Here is a 16,706-nt window from a genome sequence, read left to right as displayed (position 1 = left end):
CTGCTGAGTTGTTTGGTTGGTTTTCCCGCCCGACTATTCGGCGCTGCTCTTCAGCGGCAGCATTTTCCATTCGAATCCGTAGTCCCATTGATTGAAGTAGAGGTTCCCACCCCTCCACTCCGCTTCCCCGCGCTGCAGGTCCACCGTCTCGGACCGAAAATGCTTCTTGGCCGGAACCAGTTCCCGCGAATAATCGTCGTTGAACGCGATGCGATACGCATCCTGTCCACCCAGATAGAAGCCCGCGATTTGCGGGTCCGCATCATCCAGACGACCGGTGGTGACATCCATCGGCACCCACCCGTACGGCGCCAGGTAAAGCGCGCCCCAATCGTGCAGGTTGTCGTAGTCACCGTCGGAATAAACCATGCCGGACTGCCAACGCGCGGGAATGCCGTTGAGGCGCAGCAAGGTGATCAGCAACAACGTCTGCTGTCCGCAATCGGCGTGACCGGCATGCAGCGCGTAGTCGCTGATGTTAGTGATGGTCGAATACTCGCGTGCGCCCGCCCACGGGATTTTGTCCACGGCCGCATAGAGCTTCTGCGCGATGCGATAAGGATTCTTCTCGCCGCCGACCACCTTGCGTGAAAACTCGCGGATCGCGGGAGTTAACACTACGTGCGGAGACCGCTCGGCCACGAAAGGCGCCAGTTCGGCGGTGAGCGGCGCCGCAACTACCCGGTCGGGATCGATGGCGTGGTACTGGCCGCGGATGGTTAGTTCATAAGTGATGGAGAACGCAGTGGGAGAGCCCGCGTGCGCAGGCTTCTCCAGGTACACCGTGCGCTGCAATGCCGATTCCGGAGCGATGCTGTGCGTCGCGGGCGCGCTTTCGATGAAACGGATGTTTTCCTGCTGCCCCGGTATCGCACGCGGATAAGGAATCCAGGCGCGCACCGTTTCGCCCGCAGGCACTGCATCGGCCTCGACGGTCAGCGACTGGGTGACGCGGATCCGGCGCGTACCTGCATCCGCGTCGGCCTTTCCCAACGCCGCATCCCGTACTTGGCGATGATGCGCATTGGCCGATTCCATCGGCCCATCGACGAAAGGCGTCTGCTCCTTTCGCCGCGCCCTGGCCTCGGCGCTGATCCGGAACAAGTTGGACGGCGCACGGTTGAAATACAGCCTGCGTCCATCGATCACCTGATGCTCGATCAGTCCGGCGGCGTCCCAGCGGGCGAATTCCTCGTCGCGCAGATCCGGTATTTTCTCGCGCACACGGGCTTTGGCCGCATGCTCCTCGAGGGTGAAGTCCAGCAAGATCCGCCGCATGCGTTCGCGCTGGAACTCGAGCGCCGCCCTGCCCTCCGCAGAAAGACGATCAGCAGCGAGGCCTTTGCTGATGGACGCCTCGGCATCGGCGAATCGTCCCGCATCCACCAGCGTGATCGCTTCCGCCAGGCTGCCATCGGCGTCTTGCGACATCGCCGGTCCCGCCAACAGCAATGCCAACACGAACGCCGTAGCGACGCCTCTCCAGCCGGGTCGTTCGACCAATGCACTGAGGGACAACAGGGCCATTCGGGTCGCGACGCCTCTGCGGTATTTGACAGGAAGATGACTGTCTAACATGTGGAATCCCGCGCGTCAATAATTTATTCTTCAAAGATGTGCTATAAGAATCAGGTATTCCAGAGCGCCGGGCATCGACCGGTACCGGCCAAAGGGGAAGGAATGATCCGCACGGTCTGGCCCAATCCAACGACGGCCCTATTGGCTCAGAGCTGTGGTCTTCCGCTGGCGTTCTGCCGGCGCTACCGCGCTATATCCTCGGCACCGGTTCCGGTCTGCTGATGGCACCGTTCTTTTCCTATCCGGCTTCAGCGTGAAGGTGAACCATGCGAACCCATCGTCCGATCTTCGTTGCTGCTGCGCTGCTGGTGTGCGGCGCCGCCTACCTATTGCCGGCGCATGCACGTGAACTCCCTCCGCCGTCTCCGGGAACCGTCCCGCCGCATGGCGTAATCGGCATGTCGGAAGCGCAGCTTTCTCCTGATTTCTGGGTGGACAGGCTCAAGCAGCCGAATCGTGTCGTCATGAGTTCGAAGGCGATCGCTGCGCAGAATGAAAAGTTGTTCCGCCTCGACGATTCCATGAACGACTTGCAAGCCTTGCCGGAAGCGATGAAGAAGGAAGAGATCGTCGCCTCTATCAGCGAGCTGTCCGCCCTGCCCGATGAGCCTTTGTACGATGTGGAAGGCAAGCCCGTGCCCGCCGGCATGCTGCGGCAGCTGATGCAGTCGCTGGATCTGGAGGCGACTCCGGAACAAGCGCCCACGCGCTACGGACTGGCGCTGAAGCGAACGGCGTTGCGTAAATTCCCGACCGATCTGCGCGTCTTCAGCAGACAGGGAGATACCGACATCGACCGTTTCCAGGAAAGCGCGCTGTTTCCCGGAACTCCGGTGGCCATCTCGCACCACAGCCGGGACGGGAAATGGCTGTGGGTGGCGAGTCCCAACTACAAGGCGTGGGTGCGTGCGGACGACATCGTGATCGGCGCGAAAGGGGCGGTGTTCGGACACACGGAAAAAACTCCTTACCGCATCGTCCTGGGCGCCAAGGTCTCCACCGTATTCACCCGCGAACAGCCGCAGCTGTCCGAGCTGCAACTGGATATGGGCGTACGCGTGCCTTTGGCCACCGTCGCCTCCGACGCGCTGGTCAACGGCCAGCATTCCTATACTTCCTGGGTGGTCGAACTACCGGTGCGCGACGCCAACGGAACGCTCGCCTTCGCGCCCGCACTGTTGCAGAAGAACCAGGACACCGCCGCTGCGTCTCTGCCGCTTACCCGCGCCAATCTCGTCCGTCAGGCATTCAAGTTCCTTGGGGAACGTTACGGATGGGGTCATTCCTACAATGGCCGCGACTGCAGCGGATTCGTTTCCGAGGTCTACCGCAGCATGGGCGTGGAATTGCCGCGCAACACCAGCGACCAGAGCATCAGCCCTGCGCTCAACCATACGATTTTCGGCAAAGACGACGGGGCCGGCCCGCGCAGGGCGGCGGTCGATACGCTGCAGGTGGGCGACCTGATCTACATCCCCGGTCACGTGATGATGATGATAGGCCGCATCGATGGCGCGCCTTACGTGATCCACGACACCAATGGCGGCTCGTTCCTGGACGCGAACGGAAACATGCGTTCGATGCACCTCAACGCCGTCTCGGTCACGCCTTTGCTGCCGTTGCGGTTCAATGAGAAGAATACCTACGTCGACCGCATCACCAGCATCGTCCGCATCCGTCCCTGAGACAAACCCTAGAATCGGCCAAGAGCACAAGAACCGACCATGAAAATAACTGACATCAAATTCGGCATGCTGCGGGTTCCCCTGAAGACGCCGTTCAAGACCGCCTTGCGCACGGTGGACCGCGTGGAGGACATCGTGATCATGGTGCATACCGACAGCGGCCATATCGGTTACGGCGAAGCCCCGGCCACCGCGGTGATCACCGGCGACACCCACGGTTCCATCGTCGACGCCATTCGCCACTATATTTCGCCGCGTCTGATCGGCGAGGAGATCGCCAACCTCAACCGTATAACCCAACTGATCCAGAACGCGATGGAGAAGAACTCCAGCGCCAAGGCGGCGGTCGAGATCGCGATCTACGACCTGTTCGGTCAACTCTACGGCGCCCCGCTCTACAAGCTGCTGGGCGGCGGCGACCCGGTCATCACCACCGACATCACCATCAGCGTCGACTACATCGACAAGATGGTGGCCGATTCCATCGCCGCAGTGGATCGGGGCTTTGAGTCGCTGAAGATCAAGGTCGGCAAGGACATCGGGGTGGACATCGAGCGGGTCAAGGCGATCTACGCGGCGGTGGAAGACCGCGCCCTGCTGCGGTTGGACGCGAACCAGGGCTGGACCGCGAAACAGGCGGTGTACGCGCTACAGACGCTGGAGGACGCGGGGGTGAGGCTGGAGCTGGTCGAACAGCCGGTCAAGGCGCACGACCTGGAAGGCATGCGCTACGTGACCGAGCGCGTGCACACGCCGATCATGGCCGACGAAAGCGTGTTCGGTCCCATGGAAGTGGTGGAATTGATCCGCATGCGCGCGGCGGACATCATCAACATCAAGCTGATGAAGACCGGCGGCATCTCCAACGCCATCCGCATCGCCGACATCGCCGCCATGCACGGTATCGAATGCATGATCGGTTGCATGCTGGAGACCAGCATCAGCGTCGCCGCCGCTGTGCACGTGGCCGTGGCCAAGGCCGACATCATCACCAAGGTCGATCTGGACGGCCCCTCGCTTTGCCTGTTCAATCCGGTGGAGGGTGGCGTGATCTTCAACGAGTCCGAAATCACCATCACCGACGCCCCCGGCCTGGGCATCCGCGAGATCCGCGGCCTTGAACTCATCGAGTAAATCCGACATGTCGCCACTGGTGAAAATCCGCTCCGAGCGCGATCAGATGTCGGCGATCGAGCGCCGCATCGCCGACTTCATCCTGGAGAACGCGCAGTTGCTCCGCGACTATTCCTCCCAACAGCTGGCCACTGCGCTGCGCATCAGCCAGTCCAGCGTGGTCAAGTTCAGCCAGAAGCTTGGTTTCAAGGGCTATCCCGATCTCAAGTACTCGATCGGCGAAGCGATCGCGCGTGCGGAAAGCGGCGACGATGCGGTGGTCGCGGCGGCGGCGATCCAGGACGCCAACGGCGCCAGCGGCAGCCAATTGTGGCGTAGCAAATCCGAAGCAGAAGAAGAAACCCGCCTGATCAATCCGCCTGAGGCGGTGCGTGCGGTCGCCGACGCGCTTGGCAATGCGGGTAAGGTTTTCATCATCGGTTTGGGCGAGGACGATATCCACGCGCGGGCGTTCGCATGGAGGCTTTCGCTGCTGGGAATCCTCACCGTGCACAACTTCGACACCGCCCACATGATCGCGAGCGTATCGGCGGCCAACGCCGGCGACACGCTGCTGGTGTTCTGCGAAGACGGCAAGCAGACCGCGCTTTCGCAGATCTGCCAGCAGTTCCGCAAGGCCAAAGGCAAGGTCATCACGGTGACGCGCCATACCTCCAACGCCCTGCGCGCCCACGCCGACCTTGCATTATTGGTGTCGGCGCACGACGAACGTCCGCACATCGAGCCTCTGCTGTACCACTCCGCGCTGCAGCACCTGCTGGACGGCATCTACGTCATGCTCTGCGAAGGCAGCAAAAAGCGCTATGGAATACTGCAGGCCAACCTCGAGCGCATCCAACCGATGCTCAAACCATGAAGACAGCCGAAGTTTCCTCGAACGCGACGTACGGCCGCACCGGTAAGCGCTCCTGCGCATGGCTCATCGCGATCGGCGCGCTGGCGATAGCCGCGTGCGCGCATCGCACACTGCCACCGCCCGACCTGGGGTGGAAAGACGCCGAACAGGCAGTGGTCGTGGTCACTCCGGACTGGAATGCCGACCACGGCACGCTGCATACCTACGAACGTTCGAATGGCGTCTGGCGCGAAGTAGGCGTGCAGCAACCGGTCACGATCGGCCGCAAGGGCTCGGCCTGGGGCATAGGACTGCATCCCGATGGGCTTCCAGGCCCGGTCAAGCAGGAGGGCGACGGCCGCAGCCCCGCGGGTGTATTCGGCATCGGCGAGGCTTTTGGCTACGCGGAAAAAGGCCAGACCGCCCTGCCCTATGCCGCTATGCAGGCGTCGCACTACTGCATGGACGTAAGCGCTTCGCCGCTCTACAACCGGATCGTCGACGCGCGAGCGGTCGGCACCGAGGCGGTCGCCGGTTCGACCGAACCGATGCGCCTGGATCTGCGTACGCCAGGCGACCAACGTTACCGGCTGGGATTCGTGATCGAACATAACCCGCAAGCCAAACCCAATGCGGGCAGCTGCATTTTCGCCCATCTGTGGAAGCGTCCGGGCGACGCCACCGCCGGATGCACGGCGATGGCGGACTCGACCATGGATCGCTTGCAGGGGTGGCTGCGGCCTGACAGCCATCCTGTCTTCGTACTGATGCCCGCGCAGCAATACCGCGACCTGCACGCCGGATGGAATCTGCCCTCACTGGACGACCGACCATGAAGCCCACTACCCGCGTCATGCTCGGGCTCGCTTTGGGCGCCGTCATCGGATTGGCGCTGGCCTGGTCGGACACTTCGCTGGCGACGCAGGTGGCGGCAGTGGTGCAGCCGATCGGCAAGCTGTGGTTGAACGCGTTGCAGATGACGGTGGTGCCGCTGGTGCTGTCATTGGTCATCATAGGAGTGACCACGGCGAGCGATACCGCATCGTCCGGCCGCACCGCGCGGCGGGCCTTGCTGGTGTTCGTGATACTGCTGAGTTTCGGTTCCTTCTTCACTGCCCTTGCCGCGCCCGCACTGCTGTCGCTAGTGCCGCGCGACCCTGCCCTGGCGCAAGCCTTGAGTGGTCCGACCGAGGCGGCGGCCGCCGTTGCGGCGTCCACGAGCTGGAGCGATGCGCTGACGGTGATCATCCCCAGCAACGCGATCGCCGCCGCCGCGCAAAGCGCGATGTTGCCGTTGGTCGTGTTCGCGCTGTTCTTCGGCTTCGCGCTGACCCGGATCGAAAAACCGCGCCGCGATCTGGTGGTGGATTTCTTCCAGGCCATCGCCGACGCGATGATCGTGATCGTGAGGTGGGTGTTGTGGGCGGCGCCGGTAGGCGTGTTCGCGCTGGTGCTGGCGGTATGCGCGCAGTCCGGCCTGAGCATGGTCAGCGCGCTGGGGGTCTACATCCTGCTGCAATGCGTGCTCTATCTGGCGGTCACGGTGATGATGCTGCCGGTCGCGGTGTACTGGGGCGGCGAAGGGATCCGCAAGTTCGCTGCGGCGATTTTGCCGGCGCAGGTCGTAGCCGCCAGCACTCAATCTTCGCTGGCGTCACTGCCCGCCATGCTTGAAATCGCGCAGCGGCGCCTGGGTTATTCCCCGCAGGTCACTGCGCTGGTCTTGCCGATGGCGGTTTCGCTGTTCCGGATCAACAGCCCGGTGCAGTACGTAAGCGCCGCCGCCTTTATCGCGTGGGCCTATGGCATCGACTTGTCGGCGGCGCAGCTGGCGACTGGCGCAGCGCTGGCGGTGATCATCAGTTGCGGTGCGGTGGGTTTACCGGGCCAGGTCAGCTACATGGCGACCAATTTGCCGGTCACGCAAGCGATGGGGTTGCCGATCGCACCCTTAGGTCTGTTGCTCGCCGTCGACACCATTCCCGATGTATTCGCCACGGTCGGCAATGTCACCGCTGATCTGGCTGCTACCAGCGTGGTGGCCAGGAAATCCGGTAAGGATCCGCAGTCGAGCGCCGCTCCGGAAAGCTGACTGCGCCTGCATTTGATTTCACAATATCGGTCTGAATGAGACGAGTCTTAGCGCTTCGATACATTCTGATTTCCTGCGATGTACCAGCGCCACGCCTCATGAGCCGCCTTCGTAATTCCTATTCGTTTCGACTGCACGGGATCGACGAGAGGAAACTTCCCGTCATCCAGAATCCGGAAGCCTTGGTCACCCATGACCAAGTCCGCCCCGTCGTTGGCTCCACTGATACCCAGTGCCTGAGTCAATTTACCCGGACCACTGCACAACTCCGTATCTCGTTTGGCTTTAGGTCTGGATAGCCTCATTCGCTCAAGACCGCTCAATGGCTCCAAGGCGCGGATAAGAACTCCAGCACCGTTCCCGCAGGAGGCGTTCGCACACCAGTGAACGCCGTAGCTGAAGTAGACGTAGAGATGCCCGGGCGGGCCAAACATGGTCGCATTTCGCTTGGTCTGGCCGCGATAGGAATGGGCCGCAGGATCCTCGGCGCCGGCATAGGCCTCCACCTCGACTATCCGACCGCTGCGCCCATCGGCATTCATGACGATCTTCCCGAGAAGCTCGGGAGCGACCTTCCTAGGGTCGCGCGCGTAGAAAGTACGGGGTAATGCGGAGCGATGCGTCTTGGTCAATTCTAGGCCGCAAACTGATCGTTTCTGGACTTGGCTTGGAGGATAGTTTGGTGCCCGGAGCCGGAATCGAAGAAGTACGAGCACCTCTACGGTTAGGGCCCGTCTTTCAGGCAACGACAGATGCCTCCCCGCCCAGAGCGCTGGCGCTGCACCTGCTCGACTGAGCGTGAAACTCGAATTTACCAAACCTGATCTTTGAGTTCTCTTGGCTGTATATCCTTGTACGCGCCGTGCACTTGTCTATACATATTGAACACCCAAGACGCTACCGCTGCCAGCCAGCACAGGAATACAAGGCCCATAGCCACAATCATCAAGGATTCGACCTTGAAGGCCCAATCCAACACTAGGCCCACCAAACCAATCACAAGCGATGCTGAAACTGCAGCATTCATCAGCCACATGGATTTCGGTAACTTAGTAATCATCGACTACGCCTATTCACCATGGTTTTCTGCCTCTGGATTGTTCCAATATGTGTCGCTTGCCACTGTTGCGGTTTTTGTCCAGCCGCTACCAGCACCAAAGTATGAGCCCGACCTACTACCTCGAACGCCGAAAGACAATTGGCTTCCGTCCTCGGACCAATTCGCGGACAACCCGGAATTAATCGGCACTCCATTGATAACCACGCCTTCAGCTTGCGCAAATGCTGAGTACGAGTCCGATATCCCTGTCTCAAGGGGTTTTTTATTCAGTCCTACTCCAGCCTCTGGGCTTACGATTGCACCGCCTCCCAAGCCTGGCATAAAAGATCCGCTAGCTTGCGCTGCCAGCTGGCCCCGTGAAGCATTAAATGACACGCTAATGTTTCCCGCCAGATGGGCGCTTGGTTGCGCAGGATTTCTCATCCCCGGTGTTCCCCCTCCCACCATACCGGTGTATCCAACAGTAAACACCAGATCACGCTCACCAACGAAGGTTTTCACATCCGTGTATAGCTTTTGCCCAGCCTCAACTCCAGCATCTCCCATCCTCACTGTTGCGGCTGCAAACTCTCGGGCCACGAAACTCCGCGCTTGGTTCAGCAACTCTTGCACTGATGGGACCTCGATTCTCCCATCCGGATCGGTGAAACTATAAGGGTTATTTGCGGCGTACTTATAGCGATTGAAGTTCGCACCTGTATTTCCATCTGCCGTGACTGGGTCTACTGATAAGAAACGCCCAATCCCAGGATCGTAATAGCGCTGCTGCATATAAGTCAGCCCCGTGGTGCCATCCATCACGTGGCCGGTGTAGCCGATGCCATCGTACGCCGGCTCGTTGATCGCCGCGCCATAGGGCTCGTAGTTGGTGCGATCGATCACCGTCCCTGCCGCATCGGTCACCGCCACCGGGCTGCCCAACGCATCGGTGTGCTGGTACTTGGTCGCGATCACCGTGTTGCTGGGCCAGTCGTGATCGACGGTAGCCAACAGGCTACCACCCAGGTAGATGTTCTCGTGGGTCTTCTCGCTGCTGGGTCCGTTCCAGGAGAACAGCATCTGCCCGGATTGGCTGTATTGCCACAACGTCTTGCTGCCGTCGATCTTGGTGGTCTGTACCCTGCGCCCGTAGCTATCGTATAGATACGCCTCTTTGTTCGGCACCGTGCGCAGACGATTGCCGTAGTCGAAGCTGTACAGCTGACCGTTCTTGTTGGCCAGATTGCCCTGCACGTCGTAGCTCAATCCCACGATGCTGGCCCCGGCGGTGTTTTTGATATTGGTCAGCTGGTTGCTGGCGGGGTCGTAGACGTAATTGGCATAGTCCTTCAGGCCAGCCTGCTTCCACGACTTCAGGTTGTCCAGCGTGTCGTAGGTGAGGAAATGCCAGTGGTCGTTACCGCCGAACATCGCTGAGCCCGCCCCGGTCAGACGATCCAGGCCATCGTAGGTCATATACCGGTGCTGAGCGGTGGGTGCACCGATGATGTAGTCATTGATACCCGTGACATTGGCATTGGCATCGTAGGTATATTCATGATCCAGCGCGTTGCCGCCATCAGTGACCCGGAGAGGCAACTGCCGGCCATTCTGGCTCATGTTATGGGTCAAACCATTGCCGTACGTGAACTGCTTGAGGGCGCCGTTGGGGTAATAACTGATGGAGGCAGCGTAGCTTTGTACGGGCGTGGTCGGATCGTAGACCCGTGTTGCTTGGCCCAAGGCGTTCGGGGCGTAGTTGATGGTCAGGCCTGTAGGATAGGTTAGGCTGGCGAGGCTGCCATTGGCGTCATAGCCATAACCGATGCCCCAGGTGTACCAGCCAGGCTGATTAACGCTCTCGCCCGTTAGCATGCGACGCTTGTTGTAGGTGTAGGCATTGTTCACGCGCCCAAGCGCTGATCCTTCATTGTCTGTGGCCGCGGTCACCACGAGGCCATCGGGCGTATACGTCCAAGACTGATCCCCCCGATGATCTGGAAAGAACAAGTATGTTGGACGATTTCGGCTGTCGTACTGCCATACAGCTGCCCTACCTGAAGTCGCGCCTTCATTTCGGCTGCATAGTGTCGGGTCGGCGTAGCTGGAGCCAGTAAGACCCCTCGCAGACCAAACCAGATTGCCAGCCCCGTCGTAATCCATGATCGTTGCGCCCGACTCGGGATCAATCACTTTGCACAGCTGCTGATAGGCGTCGTACTTGTATCGGCGGATCGCCAGCAGTCCATTGCCGCCCCTATTCAACGCGAGCGGCTTTCCAAAAATGTCGCGGCCAATAGATGTGTCTTTCCCTTCTGGCTCCCGAATCGTCATAGGCATAGCGTATGACGGCATGTCATAAGCCATGTAGGTAGTCGTTGTCTGCCAAGCAGCATTGCCCGGCTGTCCCTTTGGAGGGGTGGTGCGAGTCGCGAAGCCGGTCAAATACTCGGTAGTGGTAGTCAATACACCGAGCTCAGAATCCTGCTCCGTCCGCGTCACGCGATCCAGTGCATCGTAAAAAGTACGGGCGCCTTGGGTGATGGAATTGAAATCACCCACATTGGTGGTCGGATACGATTGGAAGGCCAAGCGGCCGCTCGCATCGTAGCGCTTTACCGTCTGGCTCAAAGTTCCAGGGATATTGGCGTAATCCAGTTGCTCTTCGAGTACAGGACGCCACATAGCATCGTAATAGGTGTTGACATGCTTATTGCCTTGGTAGCGGCTCTGCCGCCAATGACCCGCAGGCAAGCCGTGCTCCTCAGACGCTATCTGCTGAAAGGCAATTGTTGTAGGGATCCATGGGTAGTCGCTGCATACTTCCGGAGATATCTTTAAGTTGGAGGGGTAAGTTACTTTCGATACTCTTCCCATCAAATCATATTCATAGCAAGTCTTGTAACCATTTTCATCGACGACTGAGGTCACCCAGCCGTTATCATTCACGGTCGCCGACCGTGTTGCCCCTGAGGGTGATTCGGGTGTAATCGGGTACTTTATGGTTTGAGGAATACCTCGCTTCCAATTACTCAGCGTGGTGACATTGTTGTTGCCATCCTTAACGGTCGCTACGGTGCCATCGACGTTATAGGCAATGGACTGCTGCAACTTGCCGAACGAGCTGATGCTTGTGGGCTGCGCCGAAGCACCGTAGGTGGTTTCCAAAATGACACTTCCAGAAAGACCACACCCGGCGGGCAAGGCAGTAGTCGGCGCTACGCATGTAATTTTGGCTACCTGGCCCAGCACCCATTTATCAACGTTGTCGTCGTACGCTGTCGTATCCGTACGTGTGGAGTTGACAACCATGCCGGTTGACCATTTATCAGTGGAAAGCGATCGCGCGAAGACGTCAAAGGCATTCACTCTATAGTTGAAGGTCGCTCCATCGACAGTAGTAGTTCGACTTTTTAGTGGCCATGCGAATTCCTCGCCCAGCTTATTGGAGTTGGTCCGTGGAACGATGCCTATCTTGTTAGGCATGGGAACGTATTCGAACGTATCTACTCGCAAAGCTGGACCCGTTCCAACGTAGCCGGTGACTGGACCCTTGTACTTCTCTTTCCTTACGACTTGTCCCTCAGTGGGGCTTCCCCATGCGCTGTCTACAAATATGAGGTCCAAGGTGTCATCGGGGTTCTTGACAGCAAACCTTCCAAATGCGAGTTGTCCTGCTTGTAAAACAGCACTGCTGTAGCCATAGCTCCAGGTCTTCTGTACTCCTGGACCCGAGAGAGTTTTCTCAATAAGAAATGGCGATTGGAACGTTATTGGATCCAATTCAAGTAGTTGAAGTGAGGCGTTAGCCCAAGCTGTGGAAGGCGGGGCAGCGGCGAACTGGCCCTTCCTAAATGGCACGCTGCTCGACAACTTGAACGTTCCAGTAAGTCCCGAGGGAGTCCTGATAGAGCCACTAATGCTGCTTGGATAGTGCCAATAACATCCAGATTGATTATCCACACAGCTATTTGGAAGCGCCCCTATGTCAAAAAACCAAGAACTTTGATCGGGAAGCGTTAAAGTTCTTAGGTCCCATCTTGGGTGCGTGTTGGTGCCCTGAGCAGTGCCACGGTCGCGATAAGAATACTGCCAGGTTCTCTCCAGAGGAGAGCCTGGGAGTGAAACAATCTTGTCTATGTGGTAGATCTCGGTAGAACTTCCTGGCCGACCTCGATTAGCCGTCCAGACGATCTGCAATGCGCGTCCATCACTAGCAGAAATTCCTGTTAGTTTGTTGCCGGTATAGCTGTAGGTAAGGAAATTTCCATGTCTATCTTCAATCCGAGTAACCAATAGCGACGCTTTCCATCGGGATCCTGGATACAAATATGTTACTTCCCCGTTGAAGTCATAAGCCTCGAAGTAGTAAACCATCTTGTCAAACCAGTATTTGGTTCCTTGTGGCGACACCGCAAGAAAACCTTCCCCAGCGACACCATCTTTTAGAGTGGGTAGACAGGTAACTGCCCAATGATTTTTGGTTACGATATTGAACGTTTGAGGAATTCCGCCAATTGTCACAGCAGGTACAACGGTGTTCTCCGGCGCACGCTGCATTAACTCTTGGCGGCCGATGCCTGGAATCTCCAGATGGGCGCCCCTCCACCAATAGTGAGCTGTGTAGCTACCCACGCTTGCTGCCGGCCCAAACTGTGTGCAACGTGCAGTTGGGTTAGAGCCAACCACTTTCCAGTCGTTGCTACCCATAGTCGTGTTGGTGCTTACGTTAGGAATCTCCATATCCTATTCGGCAAACTCCAAATCGTGCCGCCAGTTCCAGGCTGTTCTCGTACCAACATCGTACGTTCTTGAAATCGTGATACTCGGTCCCTGCCCTGGAATGTCGATATCGACCTGCCGAAATGAGAGGGCGCCGGTCTGATAGTTCACCTGGTCGCCGATTGCGTCAGCGCCCAATATGTTCTGCGGCTTATCGGACAACCTTTCAAGTACGTCCTTCTCAGGAGATACGTTGAGTTCTTGAGCGCTAGTTGCGATGGGTGCAAAACCCACAAGCACTAGAAATGCGCCGAGAAGGCGTAAGGTGCTAAACACCATAAAAACAATCCCCTTCGTCCTGTGGGTGACCGCGGTCGTCCACGTAAGCTTTTTGACTAACGGCCCGCGAGCCCGAGTGCTACTTTCCCCAGCAACGCACCCTCACTCCCTATGCTGTAGCAGCTAAGCTGACTGCACCAACCGACCTGAGCCCTGTTCGCACTTCTAGCGATTTACATGGTTACCAACTCTTATGCAATAGGCGAAAACCCGGCCTCAAGAGTTAGAGGCAGTCATCACAGAAAGATGAGAGATCTGCAAGGACCGTAGAGTGCGCTTCAGCCCACCGCTCTTCGTTCCGAAGCCGTCGCGACCTGATGCATTGCAATGGTGGGCCAAAACCCCACCCTACGAAGCTATTTCATCGAACACGAGAGGCCTGGCGAAATGGCGCCGAATCGCTGACGCTGAGCACCGGCAATACCTACTCGACGGGCCGAGGCAGCCTAGAGGTTTTCCGCTTAGCTGGATTGTGGTGCCCGGAGCCGGAATCGAACCGGCATGGGGTTGCCCCCGGCAGATTTTAAGTCTGATGCGTCTACCAATTTCGCCACCCGGGCGGGACAGCTGCCCCGCCGTGGGCGGGTAGAGAGAATGATACGGGCCGCCGACGAAAAACGCCCGTGATGGCGAGCGTATTCGTCGAACTTATCGGACATTGTCGGGATTTCTTGGTCCTATACACTGCGGCCATGCATGAACCCGTTCCCAGCATCCAGGTGTTCCTAGCCACGCCTGAAGCCCTTCTGGGTCCGCAGCCCGTGCACGATGCCTTGCCATTCCTGGACGAACAGGACCGTTCGCACATCGCCCGCTTTCGCTTCCCGCGCGACCAGGACATCGCGGCCGCTTCCCGTTTACTGCAGCGCCTGGCCGTGGCCCACTGCGCGCGAATAGCGCCGGAGGCCATAGCCGACATCCGCTTTTCCGGCGAACCGGGCACCCGGCCCGTCGTGCTGGCGCCGGCGCCGGCACAAGCATTCCGTTTCAGCGCGGCCAACACGCGCGGGATGGTGGCGTGCGCCGTCTCCGCGACTAACAACGTCGGTCTAGACGTAGAAGAGCTCAAGGAAAAGCTGGCGCCCGAGCTGGTCGATCATTGCTGCACAGCCGACGAGCGAGCCGAACTCTGGTCCCTGCCGGAGCAAGAGCGCCGCAAAGCCTTCTTCCAACTCTGGGCCTTGAAGGAGTCCTACCTGAAGGCGCGCGGCATCGGCCTGCAGGTTTCGCCGCACCTGATCGGTTTCACCGGATCAGAGCGAAGCGCCACTCCCACCCTTCATGCCGATCCCGCCCTGGAGCCGCATCCCGGGAATTGGCATTTCCATGTGCTGGACCCAGGCACCGGTCATGCCGCCGCGCTCTGCATCCACGACGCTCTCGAACCGCCAATCGTCGAGGTGTGGCGAGCCCAATGGACTCAGGGCGAGTTGAGGCTTGTCGCGCAGGCTTGATTCGATCAGACCTGATTGCGCCAGCAGCGAAGCAGCGACTACGGCCTAACCGCTTCCCACCTACTGAACCAGCTGAGCACGCACGCCTGCAGCGCGGCCTGCGCCGAGAGTTCGGTGAAGGTGTGGTTGGCCTCCGGGAAATAGGCGCAATCCACCTTGCCCTTCAATTCGGGGAACGCTTCGAACAACTGATCTTCTTGGTTATACCGTGCTCCCAGCACGCCGGAGTAGAGCGCAAGAATGCGGATATCGCGCTGAACCAGGTCGTTCAACTGCCGACGGTATTCCTCTATCGGCGGCAATTCCCGCCCACCTTCGGCGGCCAGCACCGACGAGCGTGTTTTGAAAAGCTTCCTGTTGAGAATCTTCACGCCGCGTCGCAAAACCGCCAGCGCGACACGCATAGGCAAATGCAACCATGCCCGCCCTCCTTCCAGACGGCCTCGGGCATGCCGAAGTTTGGAACCCGGGGTGGCGTAAGCCGGAGGATCGACCAGCACCAAGCCGCGAATACGGGAATCGACCTGGGCCGCCGCCAGCGCGTTGTCCGCACCCGAACAGATGCCGAACAGGATGAAGTCTGTGCAGTCTCCTTCGGCCGCGAGACTATCCAGCGTTGTCTTGATGTCGGCTACCGAGCTTTCGCGGAAGGTCATGCGACTCGGCAGCGTGCGGCTGTCGCCGATTCCCGAAAGGTCCAGCCGTGCGACACGATGCCCACGGGCGGCCAGGCTGCGCGCGAGGTGCACGTGCAAGCGATGCGGTCCCACCCGGTGCAGCACGCCAGCGTTCAAGATCAGCACGCCCGGCACCGGCCGGGTCGGCGACGGCTCGGAAACGATGGCGACCAGGTTCTCCTCGTCGCCGAACCACACTACCCGTTCCGTCACCACCGCTTGCTCGAGCGACATCGGCCATCAACCTACGCAGGATCTGCGTGTATCGTACTCGCAGTCACGGGGGGCTTTCGATGAAAGTGGATTACTTCGGTGCGAACGGCCGGAGCTTGCTTGGCACCTTGCATTTCTCGCCGCGGCTGCACGCCGGCAGCGCCTCGGTGGTGCTGTGCAATCCCTTCGGCGAAGAAGCCGCCCGCGTGCATCGCGCCTATCGGGTACTGGCAGGAAAACTGCGGGATGCCGGGTACGCCACCTTGCGCTTCGATTATTCCGGCACCGGCGATTCCTCCGGCGAAGCGGCCGACTGCACAGTCGAGGCGTGGTTGGACGACCTGGAGGCCGCCATAGGCGAAGTGCGGCGCCAGTCGGGTAGTCCTCGGGTGGTCCTGGTCGGTTTGCGCTTCGGCGCTACCTTGGCCGCCTTGTGCGCGCAGCGCGAGCACCTGCGGATCGCGCACTTGGTGCTATGGGACCCGGCAGTGCGGGGGGACCATTACCTGCAGGAACTGGCTGGAATGCATCGCGCCTACATGAACGAGGAACTGGGCCAGCGCTGGCAGGCTCCTCCGCCAGGCGATGGCGGCCGCTTTCCCGCCGAAGCCCTGGGAATGCCGATCAGCCATGCGCTCGCCTCGCAGATAGCGGACATCGATATCGCGGCCACCCTGCCGCGCGCGAACCATGTGACCGTGCTCAGCTGCCGCGACTCGGCGGACATCCAGCGATTACGCTCCCAGTGGGAAGCTTGTCCGGCCTTGCGCTGGATCGACGTTATAGGAGGGACTTCCTGGAATTCGGATGCGGCGCTGAACAGCGCGCTGGTACCGGCCAAGGAAATCGCAACTATCGTGTCAGGGGTCATGGAATGCAGTCCACAAAGCCGGGGGGCGGACTGATTGGAGCCGAAGGGCGACATCAGTCTGGCGAGG

At 59.5% G+C, this 16,706-nt stretch carries 12 protein-coding genes and 1 tRNA gene; 7 read left to right on the top strand and 6 right to left on the bottom strand.

Features of this window, described 5'->3' with window-relative positions; translation table 11 throughout:
- Nucleotides 1-33: 33 nt before the first annotated feature.
- Entirely contained in the window at nucleotides 34-1,527 is a 1,494-nt protein-coding gene (locus AC1DTQ_RS02250) for a transglutaminase-like domain-containing protein (RefSeq protein WP_477847587.1), read from the bottom strand.
- A gap of 317 nt (nucleotides 1,528-1,844) precedes the next feature.
- Between AC1DTQ_RS02250 and AC1DTQ_RS02245 the strand changes: the two genes are divergently transcribed.
- Genes AC1DTQ_RS02245 through AC1DTQ_RS02225 form a run of 5 tightly spaced genes read left to right on the top strand, consistent with a single transcriptional unit; the run spans nucleotide 1,845 to nucleotide 7,324 of the window.
- On the top strand, nucleotides 1,845-3,263 hold the full coding sequence (locus tag AC1DTQ_RS02245) for a C40 family peptidase (RefSeq protein WP_477847586.1): 1,419 nt from the start codon (nucleotides 1,845-1,847) through the stop codon (nucleotides 3,261-3,263).
- Between the two features lie 39 nt (nucleotides 3,264-3,302).
- Nucleotides 3,303-4,397, top strand: a complete 1,095-nt coding sequence (locus AC1DTQ_RS02240; RefSeq protein ID WP_477847585.1) for a dipeptide epimerase — start codon at nucleotides 3,303-3,305, stop codon at nucleotides 4,395-4,397.
- A 7-nt stretch (nucleotides 4,398-4,404) separates the two neighbouring features.
- Entirely contained in the window at nucleotides 4,405-5,253 is an 849-nt protein-coding gene (locus AC1DTQ_RS02235) for a MurR/RpiR family transcriptional regulator (RefSeq protein ID WP_477847584.1), read from the top strand.
- A complete protein-coding gene (locus AC1DTQ_RS02230) occupies nucleotides 5,250-6,068 on the top strand; it encodes a L,D-transpeptidase family protein (protein WP_477847582.1) in 819 nt (272 codons plus the stop codon). The genes AC1DTQ_RS02235 and AC1DTQ_RS02230 overlap by 4 nt, the downstream gene beginning before the upstream one ends.
- A complete protein-coding gene (locus AC1DTQ_RS02225) occupies nucleotides 6,065-7,324 on the top strand; it encodes a dicarboxylate/amino acid:cation symporter (RefSeq protein ID WP_477847581.1) in 1,260 nt (419 codons plus the stop codon). The genes AC1DTQ_RS02230 and AC1DTQ_RS02225 overlap by 4 nt, the downstream gene beginning before the upstream one ends.
- Nucleotides 7,325-7,371: 47 nt before the next feature.
- Here AC1DTQ_RS02225 and AC1DTQ_RS02220 read toward each other — a convergent pair whose 3' ends face one another.
- The 4 genes from AC1DTQ_RS02220 to AC1DTQ_RS02205 form a co-directional block, all read right to left on the bottom strand.
- Nucleotides 7,372-7,956, bottom strand: coding sequence for a DNA-3-methyladenine glycosylase (locus AC1DTQ_RS02220; protein WP_477847579.1), 585 nt, complete (start codon nucleotides 7,954-7,956; stop codon nucleotides 7,372-7,374).
- 179 nt (nucleotides 7,957-8,135) lie between these two features.
- Nucleotides 8,136-8,384, bottom strand: coding sequence for a hypothetical protein (locus AC1DTQ_RS02215; RefSeq protein ID WP_477847577.1), 249 nt, complete (start codon nucleotides 8,382-8,384; stop codon nucleotides 8,136-8,138).
- Nucleotides 8,385-8,393: 9 nt separating this feature from the next.
- Nucleotides 8,394-13,073: an RHS repeat domain-containing protein gene (locus AC1DTQ_RS02210; RefSeq protein ID WP_477847576.1), complete on the bottom strand. Its 4,680-nt coding sequence runs from the start codon at nucleotides 13,071-13,073 to the stop codon at nucleotides 8,394-8,396.
- Nucleotides 13,074-13,897: 824 nt separating this feature from the next.
- Nucleotides 13,898-13,984: transfer RNA gene (locus AC1DTQ_RS02205), tRNA-Leu, on the bottom strand.
- Between the two features lie 132 nt (nucleotides 13,985-14,116).
- Between AC1DTQ_RS02205 and AC1DTQ_RS02200 the strand changes: the two genes are divergently transcribed.
- Complete coding sequence (locus AC1DTQ_RS02200; protein WP_477847574.1) at nucleotides 14,117-14,878, top strand: 4'-phosphopantetheinyl transferase family protein; 762 nt, start codon at nucleotides 14,117-14,119, stop codon at nucleotides 14,876-14,878.
- 38 nt (nucleotides 14,879-14,916) lie between these two features.
- On the opposite strand, the gene AC1DTQ_RS02195 is transcribed toward AC1DTQ_RS02200, so the two are convergent.
- On the bottom strand, nucleotides 14,917-15,789 hold the full coding sequence (locus AC1DTQ_RS02195) for an alpha/beta fold hydrolase (RefSeq protein WP_477847573.1): 873 nt from the start codon (nucleotides 15,787-15,789) through the stop codon (nucleotides 14,917-14,919).
- 59 nt (nucleotides 15,790-15,848) lie between these two features.
- Here AC1DTQ_RS02195 and AC1DTQ_RS02190 point away from each other — a divergent pair, with 59 nt between their 5' ends.
- Entirely contained in the window at nucleotides 15,849-16,673 is an 825-nt protein-coding gene (locus AC1DTQ_RS02190) for an alpha/beta fold hydrolase (protein WP_477847571.1), read from the top strand.
- Nucleotides 16,674-16,706 lie beyond the last annotated feature (33 nt).

This window comes from Pseudoxanthomonas sp. P4_B2 (assembly GCF_056402315.1).
The sequence above is the reverse complement of the archived record's forward strand: the minus strand, read 5'-3'. Positions and strand labels throughout refer to the sequence as shown.